At 69.4% G+C, this 26,955-nt stretch carries 25 protein-coding genes; 7 read left to right on the top strand and 18 right to left on the bottom strand.

The genetic code is table 11. From position 1 onward, the window contains the following. Positions 1-2 precede the first annotated feature (2 nt). Positions 3-1,958, top strand: coding sequence for a heavy metal translocating P-type ATPase (locus BJG92_RS01475; RefSeq protein ID WP_232082250.1), 1,956 nt, complete (start codon positions 3-5; stop codon positions 1,956-1,958). Here the strand turns inward: BJG92_RS01475 and ppsA are convergent. The 5 genes from ppsA to BJG92_RS01450 all read right to left on the bottom strand — a co-directional run bounded on the left by ppsA (position 1,906) and on the right by BJG92_RS01450 (position 8,311). Then, positions 1,906-4,296: a phosphoenolpyruvate synthase gene (gene ppsA / locus BJG92_RS01470; RefSeq protein ID WP_232082249.1), complete on the bottom strand. Its 2,391-nt coding sequence runs from the start codon at positions 4,294-4,296 to the stop codon at positions 1,906-1,908. The genes BJG92_RS01475 and ppsA overlap by 53 nt on opposite strands. Positions 4,297-4,457: 161 nt before the next feature. Further along, the gene (locus BJG92_RS01465; RefSeq protein ID WP_232082248.1) at positions 4,458-5,255 is read right to left on the bottom strand and encodes a glycosyltransferase family 2 protein; all 798 of its coding nucleotides are present in this window, start codon (positions 5,253-5,255) and stop codon (positions 4,458-4,460) included. Positions 5,256-5,259: 4 nt separating this feature from the next. After that, complete coding sequence (locus tag BJG92_RS01460) at positions 5,260-6,711, bottom strand: bifunctional PIG-L family deacetylase/class I SAM-dependent methyltransferase (protein ID WP_232082247.1); 1,452 nt, start codon at positions 6,709-6,711, stop codon at positions 5,260-5,262. Next, a complete protein-coding gene (locus BJG92_RS01455) occupies positions 6,705-7,811 on the bottom strand; it encodes an acyl-CoA dehydrogenase family protein (protein ID WP_232082246.1) in 1,107 nt (368 codons plus the stop codon). Before BJG92_RS01455 ends, BJG92_RS01460 begins: the two co-directional genes overlap by 7 nt. A gap of 110 nt (positions 7,812-7,921) precedes the next feature. Continuing rightward, complete coding sequence (locus BJG92_RS01450; RefSeq protein WP_232082245.1) at positions 7,922-8,311, bottom strand: thiamine-binding protein; 390 nt, start codon at positions 8,309-8,311, stop codon at positions 7,922-7,924. Between the two features lie 134 nt (positions 8,312-8,445). On the opposite strand from BJG92_RS01450, the gene BJG92_RS01445 reads away from it, so the two are divergent. Further along, positions 8,446-9,078, top strand: coding sequence for a TetR/AcrR family transcriptional regulator (locus BJG92_RS01445; protein WP_232082244.1), 633 nt, complete (start codon positions 8,446-8,448; stop codon positions 9,076-9,078). Between the two features lie 45 nt (positions 9,079-9,123). On the opposite strand, the gene BJG92_RS01440 is transcribed toward BJG92_RS01445, so the two are convergent. The 4 genes from BJG92_RS01440 to BJG92_RS01425 all read right to left on the bottom strand — a co-directional run bounded on the left by BJG92_RS01440 (position 9,124) and on the right by BJG92_RS01425 (position 10,938). After that, positions 9,124-9,321 (bottom strand): hypothetical protein, encoded by a 198-nt coding sequence (locus BJG92_RS01440; RefSeq protein WP_232082243.1) that lies wholly within the window; start codon positions 9,319-9,321, stop codon positions 9,124-9,126. 77 nt (positions 9,322-9,398) lie between these two features. Continuing rightward, positions 9,399-9,710, bottom strand: coding sequence for an AzlD domain-containing protein (locus tag BJG92_RS01435; protein ID WP_232082242.1), 312 nt, complete (start codon positions 9,708-9,710; stop codon positions 9,399-9,401). Continuing rightward, the gene (locus BJG92_RS01430) at positions 9,707-10,459 is read right to left on the bottom strand and encodes an AzlC family ABC transporter permease (protein WP_232082241.1); all 753 of its coding nucleotides are present in this window, start codon (positions 10,457-10,459) and stop codon (positions 9,707-9,709) included. Before BJG92_RS01430 ends, BJG92_RS01435 begins: the two co-directional genes overlap by 4 nt. Further along, complete coding sequence (locus BJG92_RS01425; RefSeq protein ID WP_232082240.1) at positions 10,456-10,938, bottom strand: hypothetical protein; 483 nt, start codon at positions 10,936-10,938, stop codon at positions 10,456-10,458. The genes BJG92_RS01430 and BJG92_RS01425 overlap by 4 nt, the downstream gene beginning before the upstream one ends. Positions 10,939-11,070: 132 nt before the next feature. Between BJG92_RS01425 and BJG92_RS01420 the strand changes: the two genes are divergently transcribed. Both BJG92_RS01420 and BJG92_RS01415 read left to right on the top strand, forming a co-directional pair. Further along, on the top strand, positions 11,071-12,042 hold the full coding sequence (locus BJG92_RS01420; protein WP_232082239.1) for an ABC transporter ATP-binding protein: 972 nt from the start codon (positions 11,071-11,073) through the stop codon (positions 12,040-12,042). Continuing rightward, positions 12,035-13,627: an ABC transporter permease gene (locus tag BJG92_RS01415; RefSeq protein ID WP_232082238.1), complete on the top strand. Its 1,593-nt coding sequence runs from the start codon at positions 12,035-12,037 to the stop codon at positions 13,625-13,627. The genes BJG92_RS01420 and BJG92_RS01415 overlap by 8 nt, the downstream gene beginning before the upstream one ends. On the opposite strand, the gene BJG92_RS01410 is transcribed toward BJG92_RS01415, so the two are convergent. Next, positions 13,624-14,523, bottom strand: a complete 900-nt coding sequence (locus BJG92_RS01410; RefSeq protein WP_232082237.1) for a glycerophosphodiester phosphodiesterase family protein — start codon at positions 14,521-14,523, stop codon at positions 13,624-13,626. The two genes, BJG92_RS01415 and BJG92_RS01410, sit on opposite strands and share 4 nt — an antisense overlap. 50 nt (positions 14,524-14,573) lie before the next feature. Here BJG92_RS01410 and BJG92_RS01405 point away from each other — a divergent pair, with 50 nt between their 5' ends. Next, on the top strand, positions 14,574-15,854 hold the full coding sequence (locus tag BJG92_RS01405) for a DUF445 domain-containing protein (protein WP_232082236.1): 1,281 nt from the start codon (positions 14,574-14,576) through the stop codon (positions 15,852-15,854). Positions 15,855-15,859: 5 nt separating this feature from the next. Here the strand turns inward: BJG92_RS01405 and BJG92_RS01400 are convergent, their stop codons facing one another. The 3 genes from BJG92_RS01400 to BJG92_RS01390 all read right to left on the bottom strand — a co-directional run bounded on the left by BJG92_RS01400 (position 15,860) and on the right by BJG92_RS01390 (position 18,948). Continuing rightward, positions 15,860-16,609: a LamB/YcsF family protein gene (locus BJG92_RS01400; RefSeq protein WP_232082235.1), complete on the bottom strand. Its 750-nt coding sequence runs from the start codon at positions 16,607-16,609 to the stop codon at positions 15,860-15,862. Then, positions 16,593-17,447, bottom strand: a complete 855-nt coding sequence (locus tag BJG92_RS01395) for a hypothetical protein (protein WP_232082255.1) — start codon at positions 17,445-17,447, stop codon at positions 16,593-16,595. The genes BJG92_RS01400 and BJG92_RS01395 overlap by 17 nt, the downstream gene beginning before the upstream one ends. A gap of 127 nt (positions 17,448-17,574) precedes the next feature. Further along, the gene (locus BJG92_RS01390; RefSeq protein WP_232082234.1) at positions 17,575-18,948 is read right to left on the bottom strand and encodes an NAD-dependent succinate-semialdehyde dehydrogenase; all 1,374 of its coding nucleotides are present in this window, start codon (positions 18,946-18,948) and stop codon (positions 17,575-17,577) included. Between the two features lie 227 nt (positions 18,949-19,175). On the opposite strand from BJG92_RS01390, the gene BJG92_RS01385 reads away from it, so the two are divergent. After that, positions 19,176-20,531, top strand: a complete 1,356-nt coding sequence (locus BJG92_RS01385; protein WP_232082233.1) for an MFS transporter — start codon at positions 19,176-19,178, stop codon at positions 20,529-20,531. Positions 20,532-20,588: 57 nt separating this feature from the next. On the opposite strand, the gene BJG92_RS01380 is transcribed toward BJG92_RS01385, so the two are convergent. The 5 genes from BJG92_RS01380 to BJG92_RS01360 all read right to left on the bottom strand — a co-directional run bounded on the left by BJG92_RS01380 (position 20,589) and on the right by BJG92_RS01360 (position 26,188). Then, complete coding sequence (locus BJG92_RS01380) at positions 20,589-22,919, bottom strand: glycoside hydrolase family 65 protein (protein WP_232082232.1); 2,331 nt, start codon at positions 22,917-22,919, stop codon at positions 20,589-20,591. Positions 22,920-23,021: 102 nt separating this feature from the next. Beyond that, a complete protein-coding gene (locus BJG92_RS01375) occupies positions 23,022-23,771 on the bottom strand; it encodes an HAD family phosphatase (RefSeq protein ID WP_232082231.1) in 750 nt (249 codons plus the stop codon). Positions 23,772-23,880: 109 nt separating this feature from the next. After that, a complete protein-coding gene (locus tag BJG92_RS01370; RefSeq protein ID WP_232082230.1) occupies positions 23,881-24,030 on the bottom strand; it encodes a hypothetical protein in 150 nt (49 codons plus the stop codon). Between the two features lie 309 nt (positions 24,031-24,339). Continuing rightward, positions 24,340-24,957: an alpha/beta hydrolase gene (locus BJG92_RS01365; protein ID WP_232082229.1), complete on the bottom strand. Its 618-nt coding sequence runs from the start codon at positions 24,955-24,957 to the stop codon at positions 24,340-24,342. A gap of 10 nt (positions 24,958-24,967) precedes the next feature. After that, positions 24,968-26,188: a beta-ketoacyl synthase gene (locus BJG92_RS01360; protein WP_232082228.1), complete on the bottom strand. Its 1,221-nt coding sequence runs from the start codon at positions 26,186-26,188 to the stop codon at positions 24,968-24,970. Between the two features lie 265 nt (positions 26,189-26,453). Here BJG92_RS01360 and BJG92_RS01355 point away from each other — a divergent pair, with 265 nt between their 5' ends. Next, on the top strand, positions 26,454-26,717 hold the full coding sequence (locus BJG92_RS01355) for a DUF6458 family protein (protein ID WP_232082227.1): 264 nt from the start codon (positions 26,454-26,456) through the stop codon (positions 26,715-26,717). The last annotated feature ends 238 nt before the right edge of the window (positions 26,718-26,955 follow it).

The following is a 26,955-nucleotide window of genomic DNA, read 5'->3' as shown; positions in this document are numbered from 1 at the left end:
CCGTGAAAATTTTGCTCCGGTATCCGCTGGTTGCGGGCACTGTCGCTGCCCTGCTCGCGGTGCTCATCCTGCTCCTGTCCGGGCAGCCGCTGATTGCGCAGGTCGCCGCAAGCACCTATGCGCTGGCCGTAGCGGCTTATCTGGCCGTCGGCATGGTCCGCCGGCTGATGGGGGGCCAATGGGGCATCGACATCCTGGCGGTCACCGCGATCGTCAGCACCGTCCTGGTGGGCGAGTTCATCGCCGCCATGATCATTGTCCTGATGATGGCCGGCGGCACGGCCCTTGAGGACTTCGCCGCCGGCCGGGCAAAGAAAGAACTGACATCCCTGCTGGAACGCGTCCCGCAGACGGCCCACCGGGAACGCAGCGGCACCACCGCAGCCGGCACCACCGCAGCCGGAACTAATGCAGCCGGAGCCACGGCAGGCGGCCAGCACGAGGATATTGCCGCCACCGACGTCCGGATCGGTGACGTCCTGCTCGTCAAACCGGGTGAAGTGGTACCGCTGGACGGGATCCTGCTCTCCGAATCGGGCAGCTTTGACGAGTCCTCGCTCACCGGAGAAAGCCTGCCCGTGGAGCGGGCGGCCGGCGAAGGGTTGATGAGCGGCTCCCTCAACGGCGAAGCCGCGGTCCGGATGAAGGTCACGGCCCTGATGGCGGATTCGCAGTACAGCCGCATCGTCGCCCTGGTCAAGGAAGCCGCCGACAGCAAGGCACCCATGGTGCGGCTCGCGGACCGGTACGCCGTCCCGTTTACCGCCCTCGCGTACGCCCTCGGCGCGGTCGGCTGGATCATCAGCGGCAGCCCGGCCCGGTTCGCGGAAGTGCTGGTGGTCGCCACCCCGTGCCCGCTGCTGATCGCCGCGCCCGTGGCCTTCCTGGGCGGCATGAGCCGAGCCGCGCGCGCCGGCATCATCGTCAAATACGCCGGCGTCCTGGAACAGCTGAGCCGGATCAAGACCGTTGCCTTCGATAAGACCGGCACGCTGACCTACGGCCGCCCCGCCCTGGTCGCGGTCCGGACGGCGGGCTCCTTCACGGAGGACGGGGTCCTCGGGCTGGCGGCCTCCGCCGAACAGTACTCCTCCCATGTGCTCGCCGCCTCGGTGATGGACGCCGCCCGGAACCGCGGGCTGGTCTTCGACACCGCAACGGAGGCCAACGAATTCGCCACGCACGGCGTCCGGGCGCGCTTCGACGGCCGCGACGTGGTGGTCGGCAAGCCCAAGTTCGTGGCGGAAGCGGCCGCCGGCGTCGAGGAAACGGAGCTGGCCAGCGGCGAACTCGCCATCTACGTGGGGGTGGCCGGGGAATTCGCCGGGTCCCTCGTGATGAGTGACCCCATCCGCGGGGAAACCCGCCGCACCCTGGCCGAGCTCAAGGAACTGGGCGTCACCCGGACCGTCATGCTCACCGGCGACGCGCTCGCCACCGCCGAGCACATCGCGGACGAAGCCGGACTCACCGACGTCCGCGCCGAGTGCCTGCCCTCGGACAAGGTCGAAGCCGTACGGTCCCTGCCGCTGCGCCCGGTCATGATGGTCGGCGACGGCGTCAACGACGCCCCCGTACTGGCCGTCGCCGACGTCGGGATCGCCATGGGCGCGCGCGGCTCGACGGCGGCCGGCGAGTCGGCCGACGTCGTGATCATCCTCGATGACCTGTCCAAGGTGGCCTCGGCCGTGCGGATCGGCCAGCGGACCGTCCGGGTAGCGCTGCAGAGCATCTGGATCGGCATCGCCCTAAGCGTGGCGCTGATGCTCGCGGCGGCGGCCGGCTTCGTCCCGGCGATCGCGGGTGCCCTGTCCCAGGAACTCGTGGACCTGGCGACAATCCTCAATGCGCTGCGCGCGCTCAGCGCCGGCGACTCCGCGAAGGCCGGGAAGCCGTCCCCCGCCGCTACTGCGAAACGGCCAGTTTCTCGGCTTCCGCGATCCGTGGAACGGTCCTGAGGTAGCTGTCCGGGTTCAGGGAGATCGAATCGATGCCCTCGCTGACCAGGAACGCCGCAAACTCCGGGTGGTTGCTGGGGCCCTGGCCGCAGATGCCGATCTTGATCCCGGCGGCGTGGGCCTTGGAGATGGCCTCGCTGATCATCGCCATGACCGCCTCGTCGCGTTCGTCGAAGAGCGAGGCGAGCTGGGCCGAATCCCGGTCCACGCCCAGGACCAGCTGGGTGAGATCGTTGGAGCCGATCGAGAAGCCGTCGAAGCGGGTGGCGAACTTCCCGGCCAGGACAACGTTGGACGGGATCTCGCACATCATGTAGACCTGCAGGCCGTCCTGGCCGCGGACCAGGCCGTTTTCCGCCATGACGGCCAGCACCTTGTCCGCTTCCTCCGGGGTCCGGCAGAACGGAATCATGACGATGATGTTGCCGAACCCGAGCTTCTCCCGGACCCGTTTAAGGGCCGCACATTCCAGGGCGAATCCCTCACGGTAACGCTCGTCGTAGTAGCGGGAGGCGCCCCGGAAGCCAAGCATGGGGTTCTCCTCCGGCTCCTCGAAGGCGGAACCGCCGATCAGGTGCGCGTACTCGTTCGTCTTGAAGTCGCTGAGCCGGACGATCACGGGCCGGGGATGGTAGGGCGCTGCGATCTTGGCGATCCCGAGGGCCAGGGCGTCGACGAAGTAGGCCTTAGGGTCCGAGTACCCGCGCGTCAGTTCACGGATCTGCGCTGCTTCCTGGGGGTCGGTGACCCGCTCCGGGTGCACGAGCGCCATCGGGTGGACCCGGATCAGGGCGCTGATGATGAATTCCATCCGGGCGAGCCCGACGCCGTCAGCGGGAAGCCGCCACCACTGGAACGCGGCGGCGGGGCTGGCGATGTTGACCATGACTTTGGTGCGCGTCTCCGGCAGCTCCCCAAGGTCCACCTCCTCGGTCTCAAACGCGAGGCTGCCCTGGTACACCCGGCCTTCATCGCCCTCGGCGCAGGAGATGGTCACGGCCCGGTCTTCGGTCAGGACAGTGGTCGCGTTGCCGGTGCCGACGACGGCGGGGACCCCGAGTTCGCGGCTCACGATCGCCGCGTGGCTCGTGGGGCCGCCGCGGTCGGTCACGATGCCGGCCGCCCGTTTCATGATCGGCACCCAGTCCGGGTCCGTCATTTCGGTGACCAGGATGGCGCCGTCGCGGAAGTTTTCGATGTCCGCGGCGCTGCGGATCACGCACGCCGTACCCTGCGCGATGGAGTCGCCGATCGCCGCCCCGCGCACCAGTACGGTGCCGGTGTCCAGCAGATGGTGGAGGGTGAACCGGGAGCCTGTCTTTTGCGACTGCACCGTCTCCGGCCGGGCCTGGACCATGAACAGTTCTCCGGTCACGCCGTCCCTGGCCCATTCCATGTCCATCGGGCGTTCGTAGTGCTCCTCAACGCTCACGGCCCAGCGGGCCAGGGCAAGGATCTCGGCGTCGTCCAGCACAAACGCCCGGCGTTCCGCCTCGGAGGTGTCCACCATTTTGGTACGTGCGTGGCCGCCCAGGCTGTACACCATTTTCCGGTCCTTGGAACCAAGGGTCTTCTCGATGATGGGAGCGAACTCCGGCTCCGCCAGCAGGGGCTTGAACACGACGTACTTGTCCGGGTTGATGGTGCCCTGGACCACCGTTTCGCCGAGCCCCCAGGCGGCACTGACCACCGCTACACGGGGGAAACCGGAATCCGTGTCGATGGAGAACATGACCCCGGAGGCGCCGACGTCGGAGCGCACCATGCGCTGAACCCCGATTGAGAGGGCGACATCCAGATGGTCGAAGCCCTTGACCTCGCGGTAGCTGATGGCGCGGTCGGTGAACAGCGACGCGTAGCAGCGGCGGCAGGCGTCCAGGAGCTCCCGCTCCCCGGCGATGTTCAGGAACGTCTCCTGCTGCCCGGCGAAGCTCGCATCCGGCAGGTCCTCGGCGGTGGCGCTGCTGCGGACCGCCACGGAGAGCCGGTCCAGTCCGGCGCGCTCCCCCAGTTCCCGGTAGTGGGAGCGGATGGACGCGGCGATATCCTCGGGGAAGTCACTGTCCAGGAACAACTCCCGGATCGCTTCCCCGGTGGCGCGCAGGGAGGTTTCGCCGGCCCGGTAGGACTGGATCCGTGAGCGCATCGCGGTCTCGATCCCGTTGGCGTCGATGAACCGGCGGTACGCGTCCGCGGTGGTGGCGAAGCCGTCCGGTACCCGCACGCCCTGGGCCGCTAGCGACCGGATGAGTTCGCCGAGCGAGGCATTTTTGCCACCCACCTGCGGGACATCGCCCATGCCGATCTTTTCAAACCACAGCACCGGGGTTTCAGCCATGCCGTAACTCCTTGGTGCCACTGGCTTCTCCTCAGCTGGGGGTTGGTATGGACCCATACTGCGGCGGCGGTGCGTGCGATGTCAGAGGCTTAGGACCCCTGTCCCGGCCCAGTGCGCGCTCCGCCAGGCGGCGGGCTACCGGACGGCTGGCCTGCCCGGTGTCACTCGGCGGCCGCAGAGTGGCGGTGCCGCCCCAGCGAACGCAGATAGGCGCCGAAGCCGTGCGGTGCGCGGGACTGCGTCCGGCCCGAGGTCAGGACCCGCATGCTGTCTGTGGCCGTCACGGTAAACGCGCGGCTGCGCAGGCTCTGGACAAGGCTCCGGTCCTCGTGCGCGGCAAGTTTCGGGAAGCCGCCGGCGGCGAGGTAGGCCGAGGCACGCACGCCGAAGTTGGCGCCGTAAACGTGTGGGTGGTCTTCCTCGAAGGGGTGGCGCTCCCGCCAGCGCCGGAGCAGCTCCGGGTCCATCCCCGCCGGGTCCGGTTCCACCGAGCCGAGCACCGCGTCGGCCCCAGCCTCGGCGAACTCCACCTGCCGGACCAGCCAGTTCTCCGGCACCCGCGAATCGGCGTCGGTATTGGCCAGCCAGGTCCGTCCGGGCCACGGTGGCGGTGTCCGCCGCTCGCCCGGGGGTCGGCGTCGGGGTGCCCCGATGCCGGCGGCGCGGATACCGGCCTCCCGGCTGGCGCCGGCGCTCTGGAAACGGACTTCAAGGGCGCTGAAACGGCGGTCCGCGGCGACCCAGCGCGCGGCGATGCCGGCGGATTCGTCGGTGCAGCTGTCCAGCACCACGATCACGCTCACCGCTATCTCGGGCCGGATCCGGCGCAGGGCGTCAGCGGCCCGCCGCACGGCCAGCAGTGCGGCCTCAAGGTGCTCGCCTTCGTTGTGCGCCGGCATCACGACGGCTATCCTGTCGATGACGTGTCCGCGGGGCATAGGAAGGGGAAGGGAAGCCATCCGCTTACCGTCCCGCGTGCCGGACGACGGCGTCAGCACCCGCCGCGTCGGCTCTGCCCGCGGAGCCCGGACGCGAACCCGGCGCGGTGAGGATCTCGAGGACGAAGTCGCGCTCCCGGTAGAGCCCGGCATCGGCCCAGGCCAGCTGGCGGCGCGCGGCGGCATGGACGGAGTCGCCGTCGAGCTCCCAGCCGGAAATGGGGTGCCGCCAGTGGCACAGGACCAGGGTCCCGCCGGGCAGCAGGGCCGCCTCGAGGCGGCTGAAGAGGCCGGCCAGTTCATCGGGTGCGAGGTAGTAGCCGACCTCGGAGACCACGATCAGGTCGAAGCGGCCCTCGGGCCACTCCTGCGGGATGGTGAGCTGGCGGGTCTCCGCGGCGGGGAGGTGCGCGAGCCGCCGGGCCGCGTGGGCAAGGGCTGCGCTGCTGGCGTCGACGGCCAGGAAAGTCTCGCAGCGCGGGGCGAGTTCCACGCTCAGGGTCCCGATGGAGCAGCCGATTTCGAGTCCGGCCGCGTAGTTCGGCAGGGGCAGCGCCGCGAGAGTCAGCGAGCGTTTCCGGTGTTCGTACCAGCTGGTGGTGTACTGCCACGGGTCGGCGGTTCCGGTGTGGACGGCGTCGAAGATGGCTTCCGCGTCGTGCGCGGTGTAGGAAGCGCCCGCGGCACCCCCGGCCCCCGGACGCTGCCAGGCGAAGGTCTCGAACGGCCGCTCGAAGTGCGCCAGGAACGCCGGCGTCAGGAGCACTTCATCGCCCGGCTGCCCGGACAGCGCCTGGACCTGGGAGGCGTGGGAGGCCATGGCCGCGGCCTTCGCCTGCCGTTCCGCGGGACTGAGTGGCACCCGCAGCCAGGACTGCCAGGCCGGATCCGAGGGGTCCGCCCAGAGCCAGTACCAGATGGGGTACTCCAGCAGCCCGTGGCCGCCCGCTGTGGCGGTATCCGCGGCAATCGAGCCCAGCACCTCGTGGTCCGTGTGGCCGTCATGGCGATACGGGGCCACGAGGATGATGCGTTCCGGCGGCACGCCGGCCCCAGCAACGGCGGCCGCGACGGCGTCCGCCAGGGTGGCCCGGATCTCCTCCCGGTGGCCGGCGAGCTTACCGTCCGGCAGTGCCAGGTACTGCCATTCGGAGCCCGGCAGCAGCTGCCCCATCGCACCGCCGAATTCCCGGAGCCGGACCGCCGCGAGCCGGTCCGGCGTCGTCGTGGGTGAGTCGGGGTGCGAGGCCTCCCCGGCCGTGCACAGCAGCACCGTCACCTCGGCCCCGCTCGCCCGCAGCCGGGCCAGCAGCCCGCCGGCGCCCAGGGATTCGTCGTCGGGATGGGCGGCCAGGACAATGAACGCGGCGGCGGCGAGCTCCCCGGCGTCCAGCGGCAGTTCCGGGAGGACGGGCAGGCCGCTCGCGGCCCAGCCGTCCTCGCCCGTGCCGGCGTCGCGGTGGGTGAAGCTCACCACGGGTGGTCCCCTTTCAGTGTCAAGGCTCCCAGCTGGGCGTCGTCGCGCATCGCGTGATGCTGGCGGATGTAGAGCTGGAGATCCGCCATACGTTTGCCGTAGCCCTCGTCAAAGGCGAGCGGGCCGGGCCCGAGGTTCTGGCTGACGAGCGTCTGGATGCGTTCGACGGCGGCGGCGACGTTCCCCCGCACACGCAGGGCCTCTCTCCACGCGCCGCCGTCCGAAAGCTCCCCGGCGTCGATCCGGGCGGCAGTCTGCGCGAGGTACGCGGTCAGGTGGGCCAGCGTGCGGTCGATCTCGCCGAGGTGGGCCAGCGCGATCTGATCCGGTTCCCGCCCGCCGTCGGCGGCTTTCTGTAGCGACGCGGCAAAGCCGCGTGCCACGGCGACGGCGCCGCCCAGCCAGCAGGCGGCCACCGCCATGCCGCCCCAGGCGAAGCCGGGACGCCGGTAGTACCAGCCGGGGCCGCCCAGCGGAACGGCCGGGACGCCGTCGAAGTGCACGGTGCCGCTGGGGATTTCCCGCAGCCCGCGGCTGGTCCACTCCGGATCCGCAAAGCTCACGCCGGCGGCGTGGAGGTCGACGGCGAACGCGGCGCGGCCGCTGCCTTCGACGTGCGCGGTCAGCACGGCATGGTCCAGTTGGGCGGCCAGCGAACACCAGGGCTTCGATCCGTTGAGCAGGAAGTGCCCTTCGGCGTGTTTCGCCTCAAGCCGGAGCCCCGGCGCTTCGGCCGCGAAGACTCCCCACGCTCCCCCAGAGCCGGTCCCGTCAAAATCCGGGCGGCCCCGGCCTTCCTCGGCGGCCAGCCCGGCCGCCTGTGCCAGGATCGCCGCGGCGTCCAGGTGCGGTTCCAGGACCCGGCCGGCCGCGACGTCGACGGCCGTGACCGAGGCCAGGAGCTCCCACAGGAACGCCGTCCGGCCGTTGCCCGGTTTGGGTGCGGCTTCCTCCGCGGCCCTGGCCAGCTCCAGCAGTGCCGGAATGTCCCCTACGGCCGATTGCGCGGCGTCCAGCAGAGGCCGGAGCGCGGCCAGGTCCCGGTCTGCAGAAGCGATCCTCACCGCCCGGGGCGGGTGGACGATGGGAGTGCCGTTCATGAGCTGGCCTGGTTTCCTTCGAGATGTGCCGCAGCTGCGTCCGCGGCAGCGTTACTACTCAGTAAATCTAAGCACACTTACTACTTTGGGGTTTCGCGGCACTGGCGGGCCTACCCCCGGCTCGGGGGCCCGGCGTCGCCGAGGGCCTGCTCCAGGCGGTCCAGCTTCCCGGTGAGTTCGCCCGAAAATCCCGGGCGGATGTCCGCCTTGATGACGAGCGAGACCCTGCTGCCGTAGCGCCCCACGGCCTCCGTGGCCCGCTTCACCACCGCGAAGACCTCGTCCCATTCGCCCTCGATCGTGGTGAACATCGAATCGGTGTGGTTGGGCAGTCCGGACTCCCGGACGATCCGCACCGCCTCGGCGACGGCATCATGGACGGAGGCCTCGTCCGATGACATGCCGGCCGGCGCGGAAACGGCGCTTCCGGACGTGGCCAGGGAATCGCCGGCCGGTCGCTGGGGCCGGCCCGAGGGTGCAACAGAAAATGCGAGCAACATGGCACCAGTCTGTCACGCGCCCCGGCGGCCGGTGCGCGGCGTGGCCCGGCCCGGATGGGGCCAAAAGTCCGTCACATAAAGCTCTACGCGCCAGTAACAGCTTTGCCCAACCTTTGCGTTGCTACCCTAAGCACATGAACCGGTCGGTAGAAGGCAGGCCACTGCGTGCAGACGCCGCGCGCAACGTGGACAAGATCATCACCGCTGCCCGGCAATGCTTCCGCGAGCACGGCCCGGAAGTCCCGCTGCAGACCATCGCCATCACCGCCGGGGTGGGCCCGGCCACACTGTTCCGGAACTTCGCGGACAAGGAGGAATTGGTCCTCGCCGCCCTGCACCGGCAGCTCGGGCTGCTGGTGGATCCGGTCATCGAGGAGGCGCTCGCCAACCCCGATGCCGCGGACGGGCTCTTCCAGGTGATCAATGCGCTGATGGGTGTCGCCAGTGACGAGGCCAACCTGCTGGGCGCTGTCGCCGGCCGGCGCGGGCTGCTCACGGGCATCACCGGCGACCTGATCGAATCCGTCGCCGTGCTGCTGGGCCGCGGGCAGGGCCAGGGTAGCCTCCGCAGCGACATCTCCATGACCGATCTGATCCGCCTCCTGGCCATGCTGATCGGCGTGGTGGACACCATGGAGGCCGGCTCGGACGCCTGGCGCCGTCCGGTGGCCCTCGTCGAGGACGCCATCCGCACGGAACGCCCGCACCGGCCGCTGCCCCCGCAGGCCCCGCTGCCCGGCACCGCGTTCGACACCGTGCTTGGCTAGCGCCGGATAGAAAGGGTCATCGCAGTGCCCGCCCCCGCCGTGTCCTCAGGATCCGTCCTCCGCCGGCTTCTCTTTGGCTTCCCGGAGGTGGTGCTGCAGCTTCTCCTCGGCCTCGCGGCGTCGGCGGAGGACTTCGCGCAGCTCCCGGGTGGACTCTGCTCCGGGCTGAACGAACGCCTCGTGCGGCTTGGGATGCTTCCCCTTGCCGGCACCAGGAGTCTCCGGAGGGTCTTTCGCACTCATATGCCAATGCTCTCACGCAGCATCCGCCGGTCAGTAGGGGCTAAAGGCCGTTACGTTCCGGTACGGCCGCGATCCCGCTAGCGCCAGCCCAGCAGCCGCAGCCCGGCGGCCGCGCCCGCCCCGGCAAGGACCACCACGAGGAACGGCGCCCGGAACCACAGGGCGGTCGCGGCCGCGGCCAGCGCGCCGAGGCGGGCGTCGAGCGCCAGCGCCTGGCCCGAAGCGACAGTGTTCACCACCGTCAGTGATGCGAGCAGTCCGATGGTCATGGTGCCGGCGATCCTGGACATCCGGGGATCGCGGAGCAGGCTGGCCGGGACCAGAAAGCCCAGCAGCTTCCACGCATACGCCAGCAGGCAGGACAGCAGCAGCCACCACCAGAGGTTCATGGGGTGTCACCCGGGTGCTGGCCGGACGGGCGGGCGGAGTGCTGTTCGGCGTAGGGATCCACGTCCGGCTCGAGTCCCTCGTCGCTGCGGCCGTGGCTGAACCAGCCGATTCCGGCAGCGACGACGGCCGCCACCAGGATGGGCACTCCTGCCGGCACAAACGGCACGGCCAGTACCGTGGCAAGGGCGCAGGCAACGGCAATCGCCACGGGTTCGCGGCCTTTGAGCCGGGGCCAGAGCAGGCCGAGGAACGCCGCCACGGCGGCTCCGTCGAGCCCCCACTGCTTGGGGTCGCCCAGGGCGCCTCCGGCCAGGGCGCCGGCGGCGGTGAACAGGTTCCAGAGGATGAAGATGCCGATCCCCGCGGTCCAGAATCCCCGCTTCTGCTCCAGCGGGTCGGTCTGCCCGGTGCTGGTCGCGGTGGATTCGTCGATCGTCACGTGGGCGGCGGCGAACCGGAGCCAGCCGCGCGGCTGCAGCAGGGCGTTGATCTGCATGCCGTAGATCCCGTTGCGCATGCCCAGCAGGGTGGCAGCCCCCATCGCGGCGACGCCGGAGCCTCCCCCGGCCACGACACCGATGAAGGCAAACTGCGATCCGCCGCTGAACAGCAGCAGGCTCAAGGCCATCGTCTGCCAGAAATCGAGTCCGGACGTGACCGAGAGGGCGCCGAAGGATACCCCGTAGAGTCCCGTGGCGATGCTGATCGAGAGACCGACCCGCGCGGCCGGAGACTGCAGGAGTTTCACGGCCGCGGCAGCCCTACGCGCCCGGCGCGGACGGCGGTCCGCCCGGCGGGGACCGCGAGGCTCCACGCCCAGGCGATCAGCGGTGCCGGCAACGGCAGCCGCAGGGTGTGGGCCCGTCGCTGGCGGGCCGTGGCGTCCGGGCCGTAAGCCCTGCGCAGGGCATCGACATGGCCGGCGAGGAAGAGTACAAACATCGCCGTGACGCATCCGGCGGCGGCCCGGCGAGTGGCGGGGACCAGCAGTCCGACGGCGGCGCCCGCCTCCAGCAGGCCGCTGAATGCGACCCATTCCTCGCGGGACATCACGGCGAGGGCCCCGTTGCACCGGGTGCCGGAATCATCGCGGCAGAGGAAGTCCGGAACCACGTCGTCAAAGAACCCGGGCTCACGGAAGTGCTTGGCGGCGCTGGCCAGCAGCAGCGTGCTCAGGGCCGACGCGGAGACTGTCTGGATGGTCCGGCCGGACCAGCGAAAGGGCATGGAACAACTCAATCACAGCTAAGGAGCCCCCGCTAACCGTGGACGGCGCCGCCGTCCAGTCGTGGAACGCGCCGCCAGGACGGGACTTTCTGCCGGGGTACGGGACACCCAAACCGGCGTAGCTTGTTGAGTATGGGCAGTGTCGTGGAGATCAGCGGGGTAGTGAAGCGATTCGGGACTGTGACGGCCCTGGACGGACTCGATTTCGAGGTTGCTGCGGGCGAAGTGCACGGCTTCCTGGGGCCCAACGGCTCGGGCAAGTCGACCACGCTCCGGCTCCTGCTGGGCCTATTGCGCGCAAACGCGGGTTCCATCCGGGTGCTGGGTCTGGACCCCTGGCGCGACGTGGCGGTCCTGCACCGGCGGCTGGCCTACGTCCCGGGCGACGTGGCCCTCTGGCCGAACCTGACCGGCGGCGAGGTGATCGATCTGTTGGGCCGGCTGCAGGGCGGCCAGGATCCCGCCAGGCGCGACCGGCTGCTGCAGCTGTTCGAGCTGGATCCTGGCAAGAAGGCGCGCACTTACTCCAAGGGCAACCGGCAGAAAGTGGCGCTGGTGGCGGCCCTGTCCACCGACGCCGAACTCTTCCTGCTGGACGAACCCACCAGCGGACTGGATCCGCTGATGGAGGACACGTTCCGCGGTTGCATCCGCGAACTGCGCTCCGAGGGGCGCACGGTGCTGCTCAGCAGCCATATCCTCAGCGAGGCCGAGGCGCTGTCCGACAGGGTCAGCATCATCCGGGCCGGCCGCGTAGTGGAGACCGGCCCGCTGCAGCAGTTGCGGCATCTGACCCGCACATCCGTCACCGCCGACGTCGAGGCCGTTCCGCCGGGGCTGGATCTCCTGCCGGGCGTCCACGACGTCGTCATCACCAACCACCGCATCAACGCCCAGGTGGAGCCCGCCGGCCTGACCCACCTCATGCAGGCGCTGACAGCGGCAGGCCTGCAGTCGCTCACGAGCCAGCCGCCGACGCTCGAGGACCTCTTCCTGCGCCACTACGGGGCCGGGAACGAAGCGGATCGCGCCGGGGTGACGGGCCGGGGACAAGGCATATCCGGCCCGGTTGGCTCAAGCGGGCGAAGGCCCGGCAATGCGTGAGACGTTCGCGGGAACCGGCACACTGGTCCGGCTCGGGCTGCGGCGGGACCGTTGGCTGCTGCCGGCCTGGATTGCGGGTTTTGCCCTCGTCACTTATTCGACGGCGGAGGCAAGCGCCGGGCTGTACCCGGACGTCGGCAGCCGGGTCGAGGCAGCCACCGCCCTGAACGCCACGGCCTCGATGGTGGCTCTGTTCGGCCGGATCTATGATCCGGCCTCGCTCGGCGCCCTCTCGCTGATCAAGTACACCGCATTCATGACCGCGGTCCTCGCCGCCCTGATGGTCGTCCTGACCATCCGGCACACCCGCGCTGACGAGGAGAGCGGGCGGCTGGAGTTGCTCGGCGGCGGCAGGCTGGGCCGCGACGCTCCGTTGGCGGCCGCCTTGGCCATCAGCTTCGGCGCCAGCCTGGTGCTGGGCCTGCTGTCCGCTGCCGCCCTGGCCGGCGGCGGACTGCCGGGAAGCGGCTCGCTGGCGTTCGGTCTGGGCTGGGCGGCCACCGGGATGGCCTACAGCGCCGTCGCCGGAGTCGCGGCCCAGCTGACCGCGAGCGCCCGGGGCGCCACCGGCCTCAGTATCGGCGTCATCGCCGTCACCTACGCGCTGCGCGCCGTCGGCGATCTCGCCGAACCGGGGCCTTCGGTCTTGTCCTGGCTGTCACCGATCGGCTGGAACCAGCAGATCAGGGCCTTCGCCGGGGACCGCTGGTGGGTACTGGCCCTGCCGCTGGCTCTCGCCGTGGTTCTGGTGCCGGCATCCCTTGCCCTCCGGGGCCGCCGCGACCTCGGCGCCGGCCTTCGCGCGGAGCGCCCGGGGCCGGTCCGGGGTTCGCTGTCCGGGGTCTGGGACCTGGCCGTGCGGCTGCAGCTGCGCGTATGGGCCGCCTGGGCGGCGGCGTTCGTGATCTTCGGGGTGGTGGTCGGCTCGCTCGTGGGCAACGTGGCGCAGTTCCTGAGCTCCCCCAATGCCCAGGACCTGATCAGGATGCTGGGCGGCCCGCAGGCCCTCAACGACGCGTTCCTGGCCGCCGAGATCAGCATCATGGGGTTGCTTGCGGCTGCCTACGGGGTGTCCGCGGCCAGCCATCTGCGCAGCGAGGAGGCGGCAGGCCATACCGAGGCGCTCCTGGCCACGGCCACTACCCGCAGCCGCTGGGCCAGCAGCCACTATGGTGCGGCCCTGGCCGGGGTCGCCTTGCTGATGCTGCTCTCGGGTCTGTCGATCGGCTTCGGCGCCGCGTGGGTTCTAGCAGATTCCAGCCAGATCAGCCGGGCCACCGTGGCTGCCCTCGCGCAGATCCCCGCCGCCTGGCTGATCACGAGCACCGTCCTGGCCGTCTTCGGCTGGGCGCCAAGGCTCACCGCGGCGGCCTGGGGCCTGCTGCTCGGCTTCGTGGCGCTCGGCGAGTTCGGTGTGCTCTGGAATGCCCCGCAATGGCTCATGGACCTGTCCCCGTTCCGGCATTCACCACTGCTCCCCGTAGGCTCCGGCTCGGTCAGCGAGCTGGCCGGCCTCACCGCCGTGGCCGCGCTGATCTCCGCGGCCGGCTACCTCGGCTGGCGTCGGCGGGACCTCGCCGCCTAGCGTGCCGGCCGGGAGCCTGCCGCCAGCCGGGCCAGGACCCGCGACGGCACGTTGGTGGTGATCTCGTGGATGCCGAGCTCCCGGCACAGCTCGACGTCGCTGTCAGAGTCCACCGTCCACACGCGGAACCGGCGGCCGGAGTCCAGCCAGCGGCGGACCGCTCGGGAGTGCTCGCGGACGTAGCTGATGCCGGGTCCCGCCATGCCAACCGCCCCCTCGTCCAGGATCCGCTCGCCCTCGGCCTGCGCGGCCTTCATCACGTTGGCGAGTGCCCCGCCGGTCAGGGCGCCGAGGCGGAGTTGCCCGCGGATTTCCTCGACGTTGACGTCGTCCACGAGCTGGCAGACGGCCGACGCCGGAACGGACCGGAGCAGATGCTTCACAGAGTCCGGGCTGAAACTCATAAAGGACACCAGCACGTTTTCCAGCCTGGACGTCGCCGGGTCCCAGCCAGCGGCGGAGAGGACTTCGAGGACGCGGTCTTCGAGCTTGAGCTGGTACGGGCTGGGATGCTTGAACTCGATCGCCAGCCCGATTTCCCGCCCTGCTCCGCGCAGGATCTCCAACAGTTCGGGAAGGGTCAGGAACTGCTCGGACCTGGCACCGTATTCGTCCGGAATCCGCGCGCCTTTCCAGGAGCAGAAGTCCAGCAGCCGCAGGTCCGCGAGGGTCCTGTCGGCCACCGGCCCGGTGCCGTCCGAGGTGCGGTCCAGGGTGGCGTCGTGCAGCAGCACCGCGTGTTGGTCCCGGGTGAGGTGGATGTCGCACTCCACCCCGTCGGCGCCGTCGGCGATGGCCTGCAGGTACGCCGCGCGGGTGTGCTCGGCGAAGGCGTAGCTGGCGCCCCGGTGGGCGTAGACAAGCGGGCGGGCGGCGGCGGACTCGTCAGTCGTCATGGTGACACGTTAGCGGACGGCGCCCGCCAAACCCGGGCTAGGCTGGGCACATGCACGTGAACACTGAGCAACGTACCCGGCCCGCGGCCACGAGTGACGGAGAGAAAGCCGCCGCCCTGCGCCGCATGAAACTGTTGGCCGGGTCGCTGCTGATCCTGATGGCGGTCATCTTCGTGATCGCCTTCGCGCTGCAAAAGCAATACCCGTGGCTCGAGTATGTCCGGGCTGCGGCCGAGGGCGGAATGGTGGGCGCCCTCGCCGACTGGTTCGCCGTCACGGCGCTGTTCAAGTACCCCATGGGCCTCAAGATCCCGCACACTGCCATCATCCCGCAGCGCAAGGACCAGATCGGCGCCTCGCTGGGTGACTTCGTGGAGACCAACTTCCTGTCCGAACAGGTGGTGGCGCAGAAGCTGGCGTCCGTGGACATCGCCCGCAAGGCCGGCGCCTGGCTGTCCGGCCCGGCCGGTCCGGACCGTGTCGCCAAGGAGGGTGCCGCCGTCATCCGCGGTGCCTTCAAGGTCCTCAACGACGACGACGTCCAGGCCGTGATCGAGGGCATGGTCCGCCGGCATCTGCTTGCGCCGCCGTGGGGTCCTCCGGTGGGCCGGATCGCCCAGCGGATCTTCGACGACGGACACCACCACGCCCTGGTGGACCTCCTGGTCGACCGCACCGTGGACTGGGTACGGGACAACCAGGAGACCGTCAACAGGCTGGTCACGGACCGTTCCCCCACGTGGGTGCCGTCCTTCGTGGACGGGCTCGTCGGCGACAAGGTCTATGTGGAGATCCTCAAATTCACCCGTGCGGTGCAGTCTGATCCGCAGCACCAGGTCCGCCTCTCCATCGACAAATACCTGAAGGATCTCGCCCAGGACCTGCAGCACGATCCGGTCATGATCGCCCGCGCCGAAGGCATCAAGGCCCAGGTGCTCGGCGATCCCGAGGTCCGGGAGCTCGCCTCCCGCACCTGGGGCACCATCAAGGCGGCCCTGCTCAGCGCCGTCGATGATCCGCACAGCGAACTGACCGTCAAATTCAAGGCGGCAGTGCATGACTTCGGCACCCGGCTGGTGGTCGATCCCGAGCTCGCCGGCAAGGTGAACACCTGGATCGGGGACGCCGCCGGGTACCTCGTGAAAACGTACCGCTCGGACATCGCCGGCGTGATCACCGATACCGTGTCCCGCTGGGACGGCGAGGAAACCTCACAGAAGATCGAGCTCCAGATCGGCAAGGACCTGCAGTTCATCCGGATCAACGGCACCGTGGTGGGCGCCCTGGCCGGGCTGGCCATCTTCACGGTGGCGAGCCTGGTGTTTGGCTAGTCGCCTCAGGCGAAACTCTCCAGCTCCACCCCGGCGCCGTCGAGCGCGGTTCGGATCGCGGCGGCCGTGGCGACGGATCCGGGGGTGTCACCATGGATGCACAGGGAGTGCGGTTCGATCCGCAGCACCGTGCCGTCGACGGCCTCGACTTCGCCCGCGGTGGCCAGGCGCACGGCCCGCGCCGCGATCTGCCCGGCGTCGTGCAGCACGGCGCCTTCCTGCGAGCGCGGCACGAGGGTGCCGTCCGGGAGATAGGCACGTCCCGGGAAGGCCTCGGCAAAGACGGGCTGCCCGGCCTCCCGGGCGATTGCCAGCAGGGCTGAGCCCGGGAAGCCGAGAACGGGCAGCCCGGGATCGTAGGCCTGGATGGCGGCGATCACGGCGGACGCCTGCTCGGCGTCACGCACCGTCCGGTCGTAGAGGGCCCCGTGCAGTTTGACGTAGTCCACCGAAGCGCCGACCGCGTGGGCGACGCCGTCGAGCGCGCCAAGCTGGTACAGCACCGCGCCGAAGAGATCATCGAACGTCATGTCCAGTGAGCGGAGGCCGAAGCCGGCCAGGTCGGGGTAGCCGAGGTGGGCACCGACCTTGACGTCGAGTTCGTAGGCTGCGCGGCACGTGTCCAGCATGGTCACGGGGTCCCCGGCGTGGAGTCCGCAGGCCACGCTGGCGCTCGTGACGAGCGGGAACATGGCCGCATCATCGCCCATGGTCCAGGTGCCGAAGGATTCCCCCAGGTTAGCGTTCAGATCCAAAACGTGCCGCCTCTCGCGCTGAATCGTCCTCAGTGTCCGTGGTGTACTTGCCTCGCACCGCTGCCGGCCCGTCGGATTCCGCGGCGCCGGCCAGGTCGCCGGGAATGACGAGCGGCATCGGGCCGAACGCTTCCTTGGCGTTCGCGACGACGGCGCGGCCCATCACCCGGTTGCCCACGCCGCCCACGACGGCGCCGATGCCGAACGGCAGCGCCCGGCCCAGCAGGGCGGTGCCCTGCTGTTTCAGCAGGGTGCGCAGGAACATCCTCTGGATCCGTTCCCGCACCGAGCCGAAGCCGGCCACTGGAATCCTGCGGGCGAAAAGGGAGCCCCAGGCCTGGGTGGGGCCCTTGCCCTGCCCCGCCGCCTGCCCGCTCAGCGAGCTCAAAAGGGCGGTGCCTTCCTCGCCGAGCATGATGGCCATGACCAGGGTGCCGGCCTTCTCCGGGTCCAGCAGCCGCACGCCGTGGAGCTCGGCCAGGGAGGTGGAGAAGAGTGCGGTGGCCTCGAGGAAACCGACGGTGGCTGCGGCTGACAGGCCGAGGGCGGCTGCGGTCCCGACGCCGGGAATCACCGCTGCGCCGCCCACGAGCGCGCCGCCGCCGGTGACGGCGAAGAGGTAGTCCCGTTCCAGCGTGGCGGCGAGCTGCGCCGCGGTGGCGTGCGGATGCTTTCGCTGGAGCCGGCGGAGGTTCGCCAGCACCAGCGGGCGCTGGACTTCAACGGCCCGCAGGAGGACGTTGTGGACCCCCGGCTTGGGCTTGCCCTGGGCGTCGAACATCGCGTTGTGGGCTGACTGCTGGGCAATCTTCATTGCCGGGTTGCTTCGCTTGGCCATCATCGTCTCCATGAACCATAAGTGTGCTGAGCTTCGTCCTGGGTTAACACTAGCCGGACCCGGCGGACAGCGAGGGCGGACGGGCATCGCCCACCCGCCCTCAACTGCCCCCTGGGGTTCCGCGGGGTTAGCGCGGGGTCCGGATGAGCTTCTTGTTGACGAACTCATTCATACCGAAGTGTGCCAGTTCGCGCCCGACGCCGGAGCGCTTAACGCCGCCGAACGGCAGGTCGGCCTGGGATTCGGCCGCGGAGTTGATGAACACCATGCCGGTGTCCAGCCGGTCCGCCACGTCCCTGGCCTTCTCGACGTCGGCGCTGAAGACCGCGCCGCCCAGGCCGTACGGGGAGCCGTTGGCCAGCTCGATGGCCTCCTCCACGCTGGCGACCTTGTAGATGACCGCTGCCGGGCCGAAGAGCTCTTCGGAGAACGCGCGCATGCCGGGGGTCACGTCGGTCAGGACCGTCGGTTCCATGAAGGAACCCGCGCGCTCGATCTGGTGACCGCCGGTGCGCAGGGTGGCGCCGTTGTCCACGGCGTCCTGGATCTGTTCGATCAGATCGTCCACTGCGCGCTGGGAAGACAGCGGGCCGAGCTTGGTTTCGGCCAGCAGCGGGTCCCCGGGTGTAATCGCGGCCATCCGGGCGGTGAACTTCTCCACGAACGGCTCGTAAAGGTCCTCGAGGACGATGAAGCGCTTGGATGCGGTGCAGGCCTGGCCGCCGTTTGTGATCCGGCCATTGACCGCCGCCTTGACGGTCGCATCCAGGTCATCGGCATCGAGAACGATGAAGGGATCGCTACCGCCAAGTTCGAGGACGAACTTCTTCAGGTTGCGTCCGGCGACCTCGCCGACGGCGGCACCGGCGCGCTCACTGCCGGTGAGCGAGACGCCCTGGACCCGGGGGTCGGCGATAACTTCGGCGACCTGATCGTTGTCGAAGAAGACGTTGACGTAGGCGCCTTCGGGCAGGCCGGCGTCCTTGAAAATCTGCTCGATCGCGACAGCCGACTGCGGGCAGTTGCCGGCATGCTTGAGCATGATCGTGTTGCCGAGCATGAGGTTCGGGGCCGCGAAACGCGCTACCTGGTAGTACGGGTAGTTCCACGGCATGATGCCCAGCAGGGATCCGATCGGCGAGGTCCGGACGAAGGCATCGCCGCCACTGGCGACGGCAAGCGGTTCGTCGGTGAGGAAGCCCGGTCCCTCTGCGGCGTAGTAGGCATAGATGCTGGCAACGAGCTTGACCTCACCCTTGGCCTGCGCCAGCGGCTTGCCCATCTCGGTCGCGATCAGCCGCGCCAGTTCCTCGGTGCGTTCCGTGTAAATTTCCGCGACGCGCCCGATCACCGTGGCGCGGTCCTCGACCGGGGTGCTGCGCCAGCTCCGGAAGGCTGCGTGCGACGACGCCAAAGACTGTTCCATCTCCTCTGCCGTCGCAATGGGGAATTCTTTCAATGTTTCTCCGGTCGCGGGGTTCACTGTCTTGTAGGCAGTCATCTATCCACCATCTCCGATTCTGATTGGTCCAGCTCCATCGGGCCCGCGGCCGCCGCGTCGCAACAGCGTGGCGGCGGTCCGGGCCCAGAACGTCGGAACGGGCTGTCCCGGTGAGGTTTGCCCGTCCCACTAAGCGGCAACCCCGACTCACCGCCGCCTATTCCATCGGGTTTCCCACGGCCGGAATCCGCCGCCCCGGAACACGGCCGGGCATTTACACTGGAGCCATGCGCTCATTGAGGGCCCTTCGCCCGTTCGCGCACCGGGAATACCGTGTGCTGATTGCGGCCCTGGCCATCTCCATTTTCGGGTCCGGGATGTGGGCCGTGGCCATGGTCTACGAGGTGATCCACCTGGGCGGGGGCCCGCTGGAGCTCTCCCTCGTGGCCGCGGCGGGCAGTGCTGGCCTGGTCGCGTTTGTCCTGGCCGGAGGCATCGCGGCGGACCGCCTGCCGCAGCGCCTGCTCATCATCGCGGTGGAGGGCGCCAACCTTGCCGTCATTGCGACCGTCAGCGGGCTGGCCCTCGCGGGCCGGCTTGAGCTCTGGCACCTGGCCCTGGGGGCGTTCGTGCTCGGGATCGGGGCGGCATTTTTCTTCCCCGCCTACTCCGCCATCCTGCCGCGGATCCTGCCGCCGGAGGATCTGCTCGCGGCCAACGGCATGGAGGGGACCATGCGGCCCATCTTGCAGCAGGCCGCGGGTCCGGCGGTTGCAGGCATTCTCGTGGCGGCCTTCTCCCCCGCGAACGCCGTCGCCGGGGTTGCGGCGTGCCATCTCCTGGCGTTTTCAATCCTGAACTTCCTCCGCCCCACTCCCCGGGCTGCGGCGGCGGGCAAGGGGGCTGGCGACGCCGGCGCGCGGGTCACGGCACGGGCCAGGACCTCCCTGCTGCACGATCTCCGGGAGGGCGTCAGCTACACCATTCGGACACCCTGGCTCCTGTGGACCCTGCTGTGGGCGTGCATTTCCGTGCTTTTCCTGATCGGTCCCATTGAGGTCCTGGTCCCGTTCGTGGTCCGGGACCAGCTCGGCGGGGACGCGCGCATGTTCGGCTTCCTGCTCGCCATCATGGGCATCGGAGGCGCGGCAGGTTCACTGGCCACCGCCTCTTTCCCGCTGCCGCGCCGCTACCTGACGGTGATGATGGTCAGCTGGGGTGCGGGCAGCCTGCCGGTCGCCGCCGTCGGCATGATGGACAGCTTCTGGGCCGTGGCGGCGGCCCTGTTCATCTTCGGCGCCACCGGCGGCGTCGGCATGGTGATCTGGGGGACGCTCCTGCAGCGGCGCGTGATGCCGCACCTGCTGGGCCGCGTCTCCAGCCTGGATTTCTTCGTGTCGCTGGCCCTCATGCCGGTCTCCATGGCCCTCGCCGGGCCGGCCGCCGAGGTGTTGCCGGTGTGGCTGATTTTCCTCGTGGCCGGAACGGTGTGTCCCGTCATGGCGGTGGTCGCCCTCGTGGTGGCCAGGATGCCGTCCGACGAGCTGGCCCATCCGCTGACGGACGGCAGCGACAGTGACACCGGCGCAGCCGACCGCTCCGGTTCAGAGCTGCCCGCCCCGGAGCATCGCGGGGTCACTTAACGCCCGTCCGGTGGTCCGTGATGGGCGCGAAGTGACCCCGCGTTGCTGTGGCCCTGCCTAGACGCCGGCGCGCACGATCGGGATAGACGCCGTTGGGAGCCCGCTGGGGAAGACCGTGGGCTCCGGGGCCGCGACCGGGGCCAGCGGGACCCGCAACGGATCGCCGTCGACCGTGAGCAGCTCGCCGCGGACATCTACGTCCAGCGGGGCGCCCTCCCGCACGGTCAGGCTGATGGCGCCCCGCACCAGCTCGACATGCAGCAGCCGGCCCTGGACCCTCAGGTGGAAGGACATGCCGTCCCAGTCGGCCGGCAGGCGCGGGTCGAAGTACGGCACCGCGCCCTGGTCGCGCAGGCCCGCGAAGCCGCTGACCAGCGAGCTCCACACGCCGCCGGCGGACGCGATGTGCACGCCGTCGATCGCGTTGCCGTGGGTATCGTCCAGGTCTATGAACAACGCGTGCGTGAAGTGGTCCAGAGCGGCCTTGCCGTAGCCCACCTCGGCGGCCATGATGCCCTGCACGCAGGCGGACAGGGTGGAGTCGCCCGTGGTGATGGGGTCGTAGAAGTCGAAGGCGCGCCGCTTTTCCTCGGCGGTGAAGTCCTGCCACTGCAGGAACATCGCCAGCACGGTGTCCGCCTGCTTGAGGACCTGGTGCCGGTAGATCACCAGCGGGTGGAAGTTCAGCAGCAGCGGGTACTTGGACCGCGGCGTGGTCCAGTCCCACGGCTCCAGGGTCATGAAGTCGTTGTCCTGCGAGTGGACCTGGAGGTCCTCGTCGTAGGGCAGCAGCATCCGGTTGGCCGCCTGGTCCCAGAACTCGCGTTCGGCGTCGTCGATCGCCGGGTGGTCCAGCGCCGCGGCGGCGCGCAGGTTAAAGCGGGCCATGACGTTCGTGTACAGGTTGTCGTTGACGACGGCGGTGTACTCGTCCGGGCCGGTCACGCCGTGGATGTGGAAGAGCCCGTCCTTGCCGAAGAACCCCAGCGAGGCCCACATCCGGGCCGTCTCTACCAGGAGTTCGGAGCCAACGGATTCCTGGAACTCCGCGTCCCCGCTGGCCCAGGTGTAGCGGTTCGTGGCGAAGGCGATCGCGGCGGCGATGTGGAACTGGGCTGTGCCGGCGGCGTAGTAGGCGCTGGCCTCCAGCCCGTTGATGGTGCGCCAGGGGAACAGGGCGCCGTCGACGCTGAGCTCCTTGGCCCGGATCTTCGCCTCGGGCAGCATTGCGTGGCGGAACTCGAGGACCTGGCGGGCGCTGTCCGGGTTGGTGTAGGTCAGGTAGGGCATCAGGTACACCTCCTGGTCCCAGAAGTAGTGCCCGTCGTAGCCGGAACCGGACACGCCCTTCGCCGGGATGCCCGCGACGTCGGCGCGGGCCGTGGCCTGGGCCAGCTGGAAGAGGTTCCAGCGGACGGCCTGCTGCAGCTCGGCCTGGCCCGCCAGCACTATATCGCTCGTGGTCCAGTAGCCGCGGAAGTGCGCGGTGCTTTCGGCAAAGATTTCGGCGATCGGTTTGAGCCCTGCCTCGGCGTCATCGGCAAGGTCCGCCGAGCCCTGCCCGACGGCGTAGCTGACGCTCTTTTCCAGTACGAAGGGCTGGTCCGCGCCGACGGCGAGCACGTAGCGGACGCTGCTGTCATCCTCCTGGACCAGGGTGTCGAAGGGCTGCACTTCCGCCGAGGTCCAGTGGTCCACCGCCATGCCGATCCGTTGCTTGGATTCGGCGGTCTCCCAGGACAGGCGCAGTGAGCCGTCGCCGCCGTCGAGGCGCATCGGCAGCAGTACCCGCCCGGCGTGCCGTCCGGCCCGTCGCGGGTCGTGGCTCGAATGGTCCTCCACAGGCTGGTCCTGGCGGTTGATCACCGAAGAAGTGACATCGGCGGAGATGTCCCGGTCCGCGGCGAGTTCCAGCGAGATGCCGAGGGCCCCGCGGGTTTCGTAGCCCACGGCACGGCGTTCCGTCGTGGTAACGGTTGCGCCAGAGCGGCACTGCCAGGTGATCCGGCACTCGTAGATGCCGGTGGCGAAGTCAACGCTCCGCCGGTAGTCCAGCACGGTGGATTCGCTCAGGCTCAGCGTTTCGCCGTCGATGACCACGGTGAAGTTGTTGGCGTCCGGGATGTAGAGGATCCGCTGGCCCGTGCGGGCGAAGCCGTACGCGTTTTCGGCGTGCTTGATGTCCCAGGTCTCATGGAAGCCGTTGATGAAGCTGCCGGGCAGGTCGGCGTCGGCGGCAGCCCAGTGGGCGCCGCGGATGCCCAGATGTCCGTTGCCGAGGCTGAAGAGGGTTTCCAGCGTGCCGGCGTTGCCGGGGAGGTGGACGGATTCAACGAGCTGCCAGGGGTCGTTGGGGAATCGTGCGCGGTCCGAGGTGATGAGAGCCATGATGTGGGGATTCCTTGTAGGCGGTGAAGGTGCTGCGTTGGGGGTGCGGCGGAGCAGATGTGCGGCCGGGAAGGCCGTGCGGTGGTGCGGGGGCCTTGGCTGCTAGAGCAGTTCGGCGAGGTCGTTGACCACAATCGTGGCGCCAGCGTCCAGCAGGGTCTGCCTGCCGGCCCCCCGGTCCACGCCGATTACGGAGTGGAAGCTCCCTGCGCTGCCGGCCTGGACTCCCGAGACGGCATCCTCGACCACGACACACTCCTCGCTGGGCAGGCCCAGCAGCCGGCCTGCGTACTCGTAGGTGGCCGGGCTGGGCTTGCCAGGCAGCCCTTCCGAGACGGCGACGACGCCGTCCACCACCACCGGGAAGTAGCCGGTGAGCCCTGCCGCCTTGAGCACCGCCGGGGCGTTGCGGGAGGAGGAGACGACGGCGAGCTTGAGCCCGCGGGCCAGTGCGGCCTCGATGAGGCGCACGGAGCCTTCGTAGGGCTTGACTCCGCCGGCCTCGACGATGTCGTTGAAGACCTTGTTCTTGCGGTTGCCCAGGCCGTGGACGGTGTTGTGCGCGGGGTCGTCATCCAGCGGGCCTTCGGGCAGGACGACGTTGCGCGAGGCGAGGAAGTCGCGGACGCCGTCGAAGCGGGGCTTGCCGTCGATGTGGTCGAAGTAGTCGCTCTCGCGGTAGCCGGCCGCCCCGGGGACGGACTGAAGGAAGCCGTCGAAGAGTTCCTGCCAGGCCCGCTCGTGCACGACCGCGGTGGGGGTCAGGACGCCGTCGAGGTCAAAGAGGATGGCGGAGGCGCCGGTCCAGCCGGAGGGTGTTGCGTTGGATGCGCGGGCGGGAAGCTCAGTCATGGGTCCGATGTCCTTTCAGACGGTGGGCAGGCAAGTCGGTGGTTGTCGCGGCCAATGGCGGACCGGACGGGAAGCTTTGTGGAGATTCGGGGGAAGCGGCGTCCAGGCGCTAGCGCTGCCGCCGGGTGCTGCATCGCTGCACCAGCGTGGTCTCCAGGAGGTGGCTGGAAAGGGAATGCCCCTGGCGGTGCAGCCCTTCAATCAGCAGGTTGGCCGAAAACGTACCCTGTTCGGCTTCTGGCTGGGCGGTGGTGGTCAACCCTTGGAACCGATCATCTGATGACCGTCTATTCCTATGATGGACACGATTTCCGGCGCTGACAAACCGGGGTCCTGCAACGCCATCAACGAACCGAAGGCCGTGTCGTTGCAGCCGGCGAAGATAGCGTAGGGCCGCCGGGACAGGCCGGCAAGGGGGGTCTTAGCCTGAAGCACGGAGCCCGGCCCTTTCTTCCCCCTGGAGTCATAGGCCGCAAACAGGGCCGCCTTCGAGTGTAAACGCTGACAAAATACGCACGCAAGTGGATAAACCATCGAAGCCGTGTGGCCCTGCTGCAGGGGCGCTGGGTCAGCGGAGCACGTAGTGGCGCAGGAAAGCGCTGACATCCACGAGCTCGGACTTGGCGACGGAGTGCCCCATGCCGGGATACGTCCGGGCCGTGAGCTGGGTGTTCTCGTGGAGCCATTCCTCGGTGTGTTCTGTGGCGGCATCATTGATGACCGCGTCGTCCCTGTCCCGGCCCCAGAAGAACGGCGGCCGCGACTCAAAGGACTCGCTCATGGCCAGGAGTTCGTTGTCCAGGACAAACCCGGACAGCCCGACGACGGCCCGGAACTGTGCGGGCCGCAGGCGCAGCAGCGTGCTGGCCATGGCCATGCCCTGGGAGTACCCGAGCAGGCTCACGCTGCTGTGATTGGCCTTCACGGACTCGATCCAGCCGAAGACGGCGTTGGTGGAGGAGATGACGTCCGCGAAGTCGTGGGTCAGGAAATAGTCCAGCAGGAACCAGCCGTAGCCGTCGCCGATTACTTTCGGCGCACGGAGGGCCGCGCAAGTGAACTCCGGCGGGAGCGAACCGAAGAGCTTCGCCATCCGGGATTCGTCCCTGCCGTAGCCGTGCATCATGACCAGCAGGGGAGTGCCGGGACGCTCCTGCTCCGGCTTTGACCACACAACTGTCTCCATGGGGGACAGCCTAGCTTTCGGTGAACACCAGCGCGGTGCTGTGGCCGCCGAAGCCGAAGGCGTTGGAGATTCCCGCCGTCGCCCGCAGTCCTGAGGCTGTTTCCGGGATGACGTTGAGGCCGCACGCGTCGTCCGGGTTCTCAAGGTTGCGCGTTCCCGGGAGGATTCCCGTCCGCAATGCCTGGACCGTCACGATGGCACCGAGCGCTCCGGCGCCGCCGAGGAGGTGGCCGGTGAGCGACTTGGTGGATGTGACGGGAACCTGGCTTCCCAGGGTGGCCTTGATGGCTTCGGCCTCCAGGCGATCGCCCACCGGAGTGGACGTCGCGTGGGCGTGGACCAGGCCGATGTCCCCGGGGGTGAGGCCGGCGGCGGCAATGGCCTTTTCCATCACTCTGCGCTGCATTGCCGGATCAGCGGCGACGATGTCGACGGCGTCGGACGTCACCGCCGTCCCGGCCACCACGCCGAGGATCTCCGCGCCGCGGGCCCTGGCGTGGTCTTCGCGTTCCAGCACCAGGACCGCAGCGCCTTCTGCCAGCAAAAAGCCGTCACGGTCCCGGTCGAAGGGGCGCGAGGCGGTCTGGGGTTCGGCGTTGCGCGTGGAGAGGGCACGGATTTGTGCAAAGCCGCTGATGATCAGGCCATTGATGCACGAATCCACCCCGCCGGCAATCACGACGTCCGCGGCCCCGGCCCGGATCATGTCTGCTGCCTGGGAGATGGCTTCGGCCCCGGAGGCGCAGGCGCTCACGGGAGTCCGCGCGCCGCCCTTGGCGCCCACCTCCATAGACACCCAGGCGGCGGGGGCGTTCACCATGATGCGGGTGAGCGTATGCGGGGAGACCCTGCGGGGGCCGCTGGCGTCAAGGGTCCGGGCCTGCTCCAGGGTGGTGTCCAGGCCGCCGTAGCCGGAGCCGATGACCACCGCGAGGCGCTCCGGGTCGGCGGCCGGGCGGCCGGCCTGGGCCCAGGCTTCCCGGGCCGCAATGAGCGCCAAATGCCCGCAGCGGTCCATCCTTTTGTATTCGGGGGTGGAAAGCTGCGAGGCCACGTCCGTCATCACCCGGCCGGCCATCCTGACGGGCAGGCCCTGGGCCCAGTCCTCGTCGAGCGCCGCGATCCCGGAGCGCCCGGCAGCCAGGGCGGCCCACGTCTCGGGCGCAGTGCCGCCCACTGGGGTCACCGCGCCCTGTCCGGTGATGACAACTCTGGGGGGAACTTCCAACATTGCAAACCGTGCTTCCGTGTGGACTGCGGGTACTGCAAGGACCGCGGGGACTGCGGGGACTGCGGGGGGCTGCGTGGACTGCGGGGGCAGGGCGCTCAAAAGTGCTGACGCCTGACACCCTTCAAGAATACGTGCCGCACTGCGCGGAAATCCCCGGCGAGGCGCAGCCAAGATCGTTGAAACACCGTGGATCGGGCTGTAGCGTGACGCTGGACAGCATGCTTAGTAGTAGCGACCCGTCCTACCGGACACCAAGGAGCAAGTCATGAGAATCGGTTCCTCCATCTTCCTCATCGCCCTCGGCGCCATCCTGGCCTGGGCGATCTCCCCCGGATTGATCCCCAACGTTGACCAGACCATGATCGGCTACATCCTGATGGCGGTGGGCGTGATCGGGCTGGTCGCCTCCCTGATCCTGGCTTCCCCGGGCCGCAGCCGCACCCGCCGGGTCAGCGAAACCCGCTCCGTCGTCGACCCCAACACCGGCGAGACCATCACCCGGAACGAGAGCCGCGACGCCGGCATCTAAGCCCTGTCTCCCGGCGCCCTCGGGCGTCTCAGTGAATGACCCGGAAGCCGGGCCGGACCGTAAGGTCCGGCCCGGCTTCCGCCATCTAAACCCCGGGTGGATACAGCCCGCCGCACCGCGGCCCCGCGGCGCATGCCCAGCCTCCCGGCCCGCACAAAGGCGCATGCCCAGCCTCCCGGCCCGCGGATGGACATAGTCCCAAACTGCCCAATTCCCCGCGCCAAGACTGGACATGTCC

It is taken from the genome of Arthrobacter sp. SO5 (assembly GCF_020532805.1).
Classification (GTDB): domain Bacteria; phylum Actinomycetota; class Actinomycetes; order Actinomycetales; family Micrococcaceae; genus Arthrobacter.
The sequence above is the reverse complement of the archived record's forward strand: the minus strand, read 5'-3'. Positions and strand labels throughout refer to the sequence as shown.